Source organism: Deferrisoma palaeochoriense, from assembly GCF_054656955.1.
In genome coordinates, this window is the sequence record NZ_BAAHXI010000106.1 from 1 (window position 1) to 6,993 (window position 6,993).

6 protein-coding genes are annotated in these 6,993 nt (G+C 67.2%); 5 read left to right on the forward strand and 1 reads right to left on the reverse strand.

The window, feature by feature from the left end; genetic code table 11:
* Nucleotides 1-269 precede the first annotated feature (269 nt).
* The 5 genes from relB (at nt 270) to ACYQ8L_RS17705 (ending at nt 6,223) form a co-directional block, all read left to right on the forward strand.
* On the forward strand, nt 270-488 hold the full coding sequence (gene relB / locus ACYQ8L_RS17685; RefSeq protein ID WP_459943144.1) for a type II toxin-antitoxin system RelB family antitoxin: 219 nt from the start codon (nt 270-272) through the stop codon (nt 486-488).
* Nucleotides 472-741, forward strand: a complete 270-nt coding sequence (locus ACYQ8L_RS17690; protein WP_459943145.1) for a type II toxin-antitoxin system RelE family toxin — start codon at nt 472-474, stop codon at nt 739-741. The genes relB and ACYQ8L_RS17690 overlap by 17 nt, the downstream gene beginning before the upstream one ends.
* Nucleotides 742-1,167: 426 nt before the next feature.
* Nucleotides 1,168-3,201: an asparagine synthase (glutamine-hydrolyzing) gene (gene asnB, locus ACYQ8L_RS17695; protein WP_459943146.1), complete on the forward strand. Its 2,034-nt coding sequence runs from the start codon at nt 1,168-1,170 to the stop codon at nt 3,199-3,201.
* A 467-nt stretch (nt 3,202-3,668) separates the two neighbouring features.
* A complete protein-coding gene (locus ACYQ8L_RS17700; RefSeq protein ID WP_459943147.1) occupies nt 3,669-4,778 on the forward strand; it encodes a glycosyltransferase in 1,110 nt (369 codons plus the stop codon).
* Complete coding sequence (locus ACYQ8L_RS17705; RefSeq protein WP_459943148.1) at nt 4,775-6,223, forward strand: right-handed parallel beta-helix repeat-containing protein; 1,449 nt, start codon at nt 4,775-4,777, stop codon at nt 6,221-6,223. The genes ACYQ8L_RS17700 and ACYQ8L_RS17705 overlap by 4 nt, the downstream gene beginning before the upstream one ends.
* A gap of 228 nt (nt 6,224-6,451) precedes the next feature.
* On the opposite strand, the gene ACYQ8L_RS17710 is transcribed toward ACYQ8L_RS17705, so the two are convergent.
* On the reverse strand, nt 6,452-6,993 hold a 542-nt coding region (locus tag ACYQ8L_RS17710; RefSeq protein WP_459943149.1), incomplete at its 5' end, for an RpnC/YadD family protein.

Genomic DNA, 6,993 nt, shown 5'->3' on the forward strand with positions numbered 1-6,993 from the left:
TTTGTCGTAGGTCGCGGGTCGCAGGTCGGGGAACGTTGGGACGCTAGGACGCTAGGACGCCACGACGCTAGGACGTTGGGACGTTGGGACGTTGGGACGTTCCGTCCGCCCGTTCGCACGTCCCAACATCCGCACGGTTGTCCGTCCGCGCGGCCCAGCGTCCGTACGGATGCCCGCCCGCACGGTAGCCCGCGACCGATTGCCGGATAATTGTAATACATGTATTCTCCCTGCATATCCCCAAGACGACAGGGAGGAAAGCTATGGGAATGCTCTCGCTGAGGCTCCCCGACGATCTCCAGGCCCGGTTGAACCGATTGGCTGAGGCCACGGCTCGGCCCAAGGGGTTCTACGTGCGGGAGGCGCTGAAGCGCTATCTCGACGATCTCGAGGACGTGTACCTGGGGGAGAGGCGCCTGGAAGACCTGCGGGCGGGAAAGGACGTGATCGTCTCGCACGAGGACTTCTGGGATGGGCTGGACGATTGAGTATCTGGCGTCCGCCCGGAAGGACGTGAGGGCTCTCGACGCCGAAGCCCGGAGGCGGATCCGGCGGTATCTCGAACGATTGGCGACCCTGGACGATCCGCGGTCGGTCGGCGCACCGCTGAAAGGCCGGTTGCACGACCTGTGGCGTTACCGGGTCGGGCCGTACCGCATCGTGGCGAAACTCGAGGACGACCGCCTCGTGGTGTTGGTGGTGCGGATCGGCCACCGCCGAGAGGTGTATCGGGAAGGGTGAGGGACGGTGGGACGGGAAAGGCCGTGAGTCGTAGGTCGTGGGGTCGCCGGTCGTAGGTCGTTGGACTTCCGGAGGTCGGGGACCCCCGGAGGTCGTAAGTCGTAGGTCGTAAGTCGTTGGTCGTGGGGCTTCGCCCCTTACGACCGGGGACGAAGGACTTGCGGTAGTTGACGGCAGTTCTCTCGACGAACGACAAACGAGAAACGACCCGCCGCAGTAGTCCCGTCCGCACGTCCTAGCGTCCACACGGTCAAACGACAGACGACCGGCGACCAACGACCAGCGGCCGTTACCCCGTCCGCACGGTTGTCGGCCAGGCCGTCGGAGGCCCGACAGCGGGAAAGGGTAGAGCATGAAGGTAAAGTCCGGCGGAGGCGTGCTTCCCAGCCTCCCAGCTTTCTAGCCTCCTAGCCGATAGGGGTTTCCATGTGCGGCATAGCCGGAATTTTTCATCGGAACGGCGCGCCCGTCGATCTTGGGGTGCTGGTGCGCATGACCCGGACCCTGGTCCACCGCGGCCCGGACGAGGAGGGGTATTTCGTCAACGGGCAGGTGCCCGCTGACGCGTTGGGACGCGAGGACGTTGGGACGTCGGGACGTCCCGTTGGCACGTCCGCACGGGCTAACGTCCGTACGGTTTCCCGTCCGCACGTCCGCACGTCCGACCGTCCGCACGCGGTCCGGCAGATCGCCGGACCGGCCGACGTGGGCCTGGGCCACCGCCGGCTCTCCATCATCGACCTCTCCACCGGCCAGCAGCCCCTGTCGAACGAGGACGGCACGGTCTGGGTGGCCTTCAACGGCGAGATCTACAACTTCCAGGAACTCCAGCGGGAACTCGAGGGCCTGGGCCACCGGTTCCGCACCCACTCCGACACCGAGACCATCGTCCACGCCTGGGAGGCGTGGGGCGAGCGGGCCGTGGAGCGGTTCCGGGGCATGTTCGCCATCGCCCTGTGGGACGAGCGGCGCCAGGTGCTCTGGCTCGTCCGGGACCGGGTGGGGAAGAAGCCCCTCTACTACGCCCTGGACGACGAGCGGCTCGTGTTCGGCTCGGAAATCAAGGCCGTGCTCGAGGCCGGCGGCATCGACCGGGAGGTGGATCTCACGGCCCTGTGGGACTACCTGTCGCTCCTCTACGTGCCCTCGCCCAAGACGATCTTCCGGTCGGTCCGGAAGCTGCCGGCCGCCCACTACGCCCTCGTGACCCGCGAGGGGTTCGAGGTGCGCCGGTACTGGGACCTGGAGTTCGCGCCCACCTGGGACCTGCCCGAGGAGCGGATGGCCGAGGAGTTCCTGGGCATCCTCGACGAGGCCACCCGGCTCCGGATGATCAGCGAGGTGCCCCTGGGGGCGTTTCTGTCGGGCGGGGTGGACTCGTCGGCCGTGGTGGCCCTGATGGCCCGGGCCTCCAACGGCCGGCCCGTGCTCACGAACTCCATCTCGTTTAGCGTGGCGGCCTACAACGAGGCCGAGTACGCGCGGCGGGTGGCCGAACTCTACCGCACCGACCACCACGAGTTCCACGTGACCCCCGAGGCGATCCCGGTGATCGAGGAACTCGCCTGGCACTACGACGAGCCGTTTGCCGACTCGTCGGCCGTGCCCACCTACTACGTGTCGAAAACCGCCCGGGAGAACGTGACCGTGTCGCTCTCGGGGGACGGGGGCGACGAGAACTTCGCCGGGTACCGCCGCTACTACATGGACGCCCGGGAGAACTGGGTGCGAAACCTGGTGCCGGCGCCCCTCAGGCGGCCGGTGTTCGGAGGGATCGGGAAGCTCTACCCCAAGGCCGACTACCTGCCCCAGATCTTCCGGGGCAAGGCGTTCCTCTCCAACGTGGCCAGGGACCCGGTGGACGCGTACTTCTTCTCGGTGAGCGCCCTGTACGAGGACGCCAAGCGGGCCCTGGTGCGGCCCGAGGTGCTCCGGGAACTCGGGGGCTACGACTCCCGGGACCTCTTCTACCGGGTCTACGGCGAGGCCCGGGCCGAGGACCACCTCTCCCGGATCCAGTACCTGGACATCCGCACCTACCTCTGCGAGGACATCCTCACGAAGGTAGACCGGGCCAGCATGGCCGTGTCGCTGGAGGTGCGCTGCCCGATCCTGGACCACAAGTTCATGGAGTACGTGGCCCGGATCCCCTCGGGCCTGAAGCTCAAGGGGCTCGACGGAAAGCACATCTTCAAGAAGGCCCTGAAGCGCTACCTCCCGGACGACATCCTCTACCGGAAGAAGATGGGGTTCGGGGTGCCGATCCTGGAGTGGCTCCGGGGGGATCTCAGGGAGTACGCCCGGGGCCTGGTGCTCGAGGGCGAGGCGAGCCGTCGCTACTTCCGCCCCGAACGCCTGGAAAAGCTCTGGACCGACCACCAGCGGGGTCTGCGAAACTACGCCACGGAGCTGTGGATCATCATGATGCTCAATTTGTGGGAGAGGAAGATGGGACGTTAGGACGTTGGGACGTTGGGACGGTAGGACGGTAGGACGTTCCGTCCGCACGTTCGCACGTCCAGCGTCCGCACGGTTGTCCGTCCGCACGTTCGCACGTCCAGCGTCTGCACGGTTGTCCGTCCGCCCGTCCACGCGTCCCAGCGTCCGCACGGCGGCGCCGTCGGAGGCCCGGAGACCGCGAAAGGGTAGGGGAATGAACGTAGAGCGATACGGTATGGTCACAAGAGCCGCGTTCCAGCGCAACGAGCCGCCCCGGCCTCATTGCCTCCTAGCTTCCCAGCTCCCCAGCCGGCGCAGGCCTCCCAGCCTCCCAGCCGAGGCGGGCCTCGCAGACGAAGTGGGCTTCCCAGCCTCCCAGTCGAGGCGGGCCTCGCAGACGAAGTGGGCTTCCCAGCCTCCCAGCTTCCCAGCTTTCCAGCAGACAAATGCCTCCTAGCGTCCCCGCGTCCCCGCGTCCCAGCGAGCGCATGCGCGTGGCGCATGTGCTCTACTCTTTTGGTACGGGAGGGCTTGAGAAGGGCATTGCCACCGTGGCGCGGCACGGGTCGCCGGGGGTGGAGCACGCGGTCGTGTGCCTTGCGACCTCCGGGGCGTCCGAGCGGTTCCTCCCCAAGGGCACCCCGGTCATCGAACTTCGAAAACCTCCAGGAAATTCGCTTCGTAGCATTCTAAAGCTCCGGCGCGTTCTCAAGGACCTTGCCCCCGACGTCGTGCACACCCGCAACTGGTCCGGGCTCGACGGCGTGATCGCGGCGCGCCTGGCCGGGATCCGGGCCGTGGTGCACGGGGAGCACGGCTGGGGCATGGAGGACCCCGACGGCAAGAACCCCAAGCGCCTCCGGATCCGCCGCCTGCTTTCGCGCTGGGTCCGGGAGTACACTTGCGTGTCCCGGGCCATGGTGGGCTGGCTCCGGGACGACGTGGGGATCACGAAGCCGGTGACCCAGATCTATAACGGCGTGGACACCGAGGTCTTCCGGCCCGGGCCGGCCGACGGGGTGCGGGCGGAACTCGGGTTGGGGCCCGAGACTTTCGCGGTGGGCGTGGTGGGCCGGCTCGACCCGATCAAGGACCACCCCACGCTCTTTCGGGCGTTCACCGAGCTTCGGAACACGGCCCCCGAGGCCCGGCTCCTCGTGGTGGGCGACGGGCCCGAGCGGGCGCGGCTCGAGGCCCTGGCGGGGGAGGGGGTATTGTTCCTGGGCGACCGGGCCGACGTGCCCGAGATCCTCCGGGCCCTGGACCTTTTCGTGCTCCCCTCGCGAAACGAGGGCATCTCCAACACGATCCTCGAGGCCATGGCCACGGGGCTTCCGGTGCTCGCCACCGCCGTGGGCGGAAACCCCGAACTCGTGGAACCCGGGCGAACCGGCACCCTGGTTCCCCCCGGCGACCCCGCGGCGCTCGCCCGCGCCCTCGAGGCCTACGTGGCCGCCCCGGAACGCCGCGCCGCCGAAGGCGCCGCCGCCCGCGCCCGGGCCCTGGAGCGCTTCTCCATCGCGGCCATGGTCGAGGGCTACGAAACCGTCTGGAAGCGGGTGGCGGGTTTCGCCCGGAACGTTCGGAGGACGGGATGAAGGGGGTAGGACGTCTTGTAAAGCGCTTCTTCGTTGTTTTCCACTGGTACCTCATGATTCTCGCGCTACTCCTCCATCTCGCCCTGGGGGCGGCGGTTGTGGCGGTGTTCGTGCTGGGGCCGGGCCGTACGATCCAGAAGGCCGAGGACGTGGCCAGGCGGGTGCGGGGGGTCGTGAAGCAGGAGATGGAGCGGCGCGAGAAGGCGCGCCTGGCGCGACTGCTTGGGAAGCCGAGCCCGGACCTGTTTCGGTACCGGGAACTGCCCGACGCCCGGTCATCCTCGCTAGGGTACGGCCGAGTCCTGCGGGTGGGGCCGGGTCAGGCCTTTGAAAGACCGAGCCAAGCGGCGAAAGCCGCCAGGGACGGGGACGTAATTGAGATTCTGGGCGGCGAGTATCCGGGAGACACCGCCATCTGGCGTGCCGACGATCTTCTCATCCGGGGCGTGGGGGGGGTGGTGCGCCTGGACGCGAAAGGGGTGAGTCTGCCGCAACAAAAGGCGATCTGGATCGTCCAGGGCGACAATATACGGATCGAAAACGTGGAGTTCGCCAACGCCAAGAGCCGGGACCGGAACGGAGCCGGCATCCGGGCGGAGGGTCGGGGGCTCCACGTGGTTTCGTGTTTTTTCCACGACAACGAAACGGGAATTCTCACGAACAACGTGGCCGACGGCTGGCTTCGGGTCGAGGATTCGGAGTTTGCGCGAAACGGGCACGCGTCGGGGCAGGCCCATCAGATCTACGTGGGGGGCATGGGCGAGTTCGTTCTCACCGGCTGTTACTTTCACGAGACGTTTGTTGGATCCGCCGTGAAGAGCCGTGCCCGGCGAACATACATCGCCGGGAACCGAATCGTGGACGAAGGGCGGGGCCGAAGCAACTACACCGTCGATTTGTCTAACGGGGGGGAGGCCTACGTCGTCGGCAACATTCTGCAACAGGGTCCGGCAACGGAAAACTATACGCTCGTCACGTACGCGCCCGAGGGCCTGCGGTGGAAACAGAACGTCTTGTTCGTTGTTCACAACACGTTTGTGAACGACCGCCAGGGGGGAAACTTCATCCGGAACCACTCCGATGCGCCTGTGTACGCGGTGAACAATGTGTTCGCCGGCGAGGGAACCCCGGCAGAGGGACCGGTTCTGCTCGTGGGGAACCTGGTGGACCATGGTCGAGGGCTGTTCGGCGGGTTCGACGAAACGTTGGGGGGGGCCGAGGGAAGCGGCAGGAACCGCTACGCCAAGGCGGTGGGGTTTGTGGACAGGAGAGGGTTCGACTACCGGTTGACACCCGATTCCCCGGCGATCGACGCCGCCGTGCCGCTCCCCACGGAATTGAGCCGGGCCGTCGGCCCCCTCCTGGAGTATCGCCACCCGCTCCGGGCCGGGGAACGGGTCGTGGTCGGTGCCCCCGACATCGGCGCGCTGGAGTTCCGCCCGTAGATCCCGCCCGGCGGTTACGGCGTTAGGCCGCCTCCGAACCCGAGTGGGCCTCGGATCGGCCCTAAGCGCGGATCTGTGTCCATCTGTGTGGATCTGTGGCGAAAGAAGGCTGGGACGGTAGGACGCGAGGACGTTGGGACGGTAGGACGTTAGGACGGTAGGACGTTCCGTCCGCCCGTTCGCACGTCCCAACGTCCGCACGGTATCCCGTCCCCCCGGTGGGCCTTTTCACCCCAGAACGATCCGCAGGGCCTCGCGGAACGCCTCGAGGTTCTCGGCCCGGACCGCCTGGCGGAGCAGGATTTTCAGCTTTGCCGGATCGTCGGCCAGGCGCACCCGGTCCACGATGTCCCCCGGCACGGGGCCAAACCGGGCTTCCAGGGCTTCCAACACGCTTTCTCGGGCGGCTTCCAGCCGGCCTTCGCTTACCCCCTGCTGTAACCCCTGTTGCAGGCCTTCCCGCAGGCCCTTCGTTCTCCCTTCTTCGATCCACTTTTCGGCCAGCGTCGGCATGATTTCCACTCCTTCGGGCCCAAGGGCCGCTGTGAGGGCGTTTCGGATTTCCTCCGGCCCCACTCGGTCTGTGGCCGCGGCCACGTACCGGAGCATGACCTCCACCGCTTCGAGCCCGGTCCGGGACCGGCAGAGACCCGCCAAGAGTCCCAGGGCCCGCGAGAGCGCTTCGCCCAGGTCGTCGTGGAAGATGTGTTTCATGACCAGCAGCGACGCCTGAAGAATCGCGGTCCCCCGGATCTCCTCGTCGGAATACC

What these genes read in the sequence shown, in the direction of transcription:
- asnB (WP_459943146.1), top strand. Translation starts at nt 1,168, where the DNA reads ATGTGCGGCATAGCCGGAATTTTTCATCGGAACGGCGCGCCCGTCGAT.
- ACYQ8L_RS17690 (WP_459943145.1), top strand. Translation starts at nt 472, where the DNA reads ATGGGCTGGACGATTGAGTATCTGGCGTCCGCCCGGAAGGACGTGAGG.
- ACYQ8L_RS17700 (WP_459943147.1), top strand. Translation starts at nt 3,669, where the DNA reads ATGCGCGTGGCGCATGTGCTCTACTCTTTTGGTACGGGAGGGCTTGAG.
- relB (WP_459943144.1), top strand. Translation starts at nt 270, where the DNA reads ATGCTCTCGCTGAGGCTCCCCGACGATCTCCAGGCCCGGTTGAACCGA.
- ACYQ8L_RS17705 (WP_459943148.1), top strand. Translation starts at nt 4,775, where the DNA reads ATGAAGGGGGTAGGACGTCTTGTAAAGCGCTTCTTCGTTGTTTTCCAC.